The sequence below is a fragment of the Paraburkholderia sp. J8-2 genome (genome assembly GCF_905220195.1).
Lineage (GTDB): Bacteria > Pseudomonadota > Gammaproteobacteria > Burkholderiales > Burkholderiaceae > Paraburkholderia.
In genome coordinates, this window is sequence record NZ_CAJMZA010000085.1 from 1 (window position 1) to 1,654 (window position 1,654).

The window sequence follows — 1,654 nt, forward strand, 5'->3', positions numbered from 1 at the left end:
TGTCCGCCAGCCGCTGCCGCGCCCGCGCCACCGCCCTTGACCGGTCTCGTCACCCAGATCAGCGGGATGATGACGATGAAGATCACCGCCGATATCCAGAAGATGTCGTTCAACCCCAGCATGGTGGCCTGCGCGTTGAGCGAACTTTCGTAAAAGGCCGTGGCCTTCGGAACGCCGCCGCCCAGCGTCGCCTGCAGGTGCGCAATCGCGCTGGTGAAAGCGGGATTGTTCACGCTCGTTTGCTCGGTGAGCCGGGCGTGATGGAGGATCGTGCGGTCGTTCCAGGCATTGCTCATGAGCGACGTGCCCACGGCGCCCGCGAAAATGCGCGCGAAATTGGACAGGCCCGCGGCTGCCGGAATCTCGTCGGGCCGCAGCCCCGAGAGGATGATGCCGGTGAGCGGCGTAAAGAACAGCGCCGTTGGTATGCCTTGCAGCAGCGTCGGCAGAACGAGCGTCCAGGCATCGACGCCAGTCGTGTAGTTCGAGCGCATGAAGAACACGGCGGCGAAACCCACGAACGCCAGCGTGGCGAGCACCCGCAGGTCGGAGCGCGGCATGACCTTGCCCATGACGGGGGCGAGGATCACGGCGAAAATCCCCAATGGCGCGGTCACCAGCCCCGCATCCACCGCGCGGTAGCCGAGAAAGCCCTGGATCCACTGCGGCAGGATCACGAGGTTTGCAAAGAAGATCGCATACGCAACCGAGATCGCAATCGTGCCGCCAAGGAAGTTGCGTTTGGCGAACAGCCGCAAGTTGACGATCGGCTTTTCCTCAGTCAACTCCCAGATCAGGAAGAACACGAAGCTGACTGCGGCGACGATGGTGAGCGCCCAGATAACCGGCGAGCTGAACCAGTCGAGATCCTTGCCCTTGTCGAGCATGATCTGCAGCGGCGCCACCCAGGCGATGAGCGAGATCAGCCCGACCTTGTCGATTGGCAGTTTGCGGGCCGGGGTCTCGCGGTCGCGGTAGATCGCCCATATCGCGCCAGCGGCGAAGAGGCCAACGGGCACGTTGATGTAAAAGATCCATGACCAGCTGTAGCTGTCGGTGATCCAGCCGCCGAGCGCCGGGCCCGCAATCGGTCCCACGGTTGCTGTCATCGCCCACAACGCCAGCGCGTTCGAACTCTTTTCCTTCGGAAACGAAGCGAGCAGCAAGGCCTGCGAGAGCGGCACCAGCGGCCCCGCCACCGCGCCCTGAACGATACGGGCCACGAGCAGCGTGAGCAGGTTCGGCGCCAGACCACATGCTGCCGAAGAGAGCACGAACAGCAGGATCGCCCAGACGAACAGCTTGACCTGGCCTACGCGCTGCGTGAGCCACCCGGTCAACGGAATGGACACGGCATTGGCCGCGGCAAACAGCGTGATGACCCAGGTGCCTTCGTCAATCGACACGCCGAGATTGCCGGAGAGCGTGGGAATCGCAACGTTTGCGATCGACGAGTCCAGCACGTTCATGAAAGTGGCGAGCGCCACGGCGAAGGTGCCCAGTGCGAACTTCAGGCCAGTCAGCTGGGCGAGCCCGCCTGGGTTGGTCGATGGGTTCATGTTAGGTTCTCTCGTCTGGATGCGAATGTCCCGTCAAGCTCGGGCCGTTATCTGACATGTCTGATAATTGGGTAAAAAAAAGCCGCCTTAGCCAT

At 62.8% G+C, this 1,654-nt stretch carries 1 protein-coding gene; it reads right to left on the reverse strand.

Annotated features, from left to right (window positions below):
• A partial coding sequence (locus U5A52_RS42840) for a DHA2 family efflux MFS transporter permease subunit (RefSeq protein WP_321940448.1) occupies positions 1-1,559 on the reverse strand: 1,559 nt, incomplete at its 3' end.
• Positions 1,560-1,654: the final 95 nt, after the last annotated feature.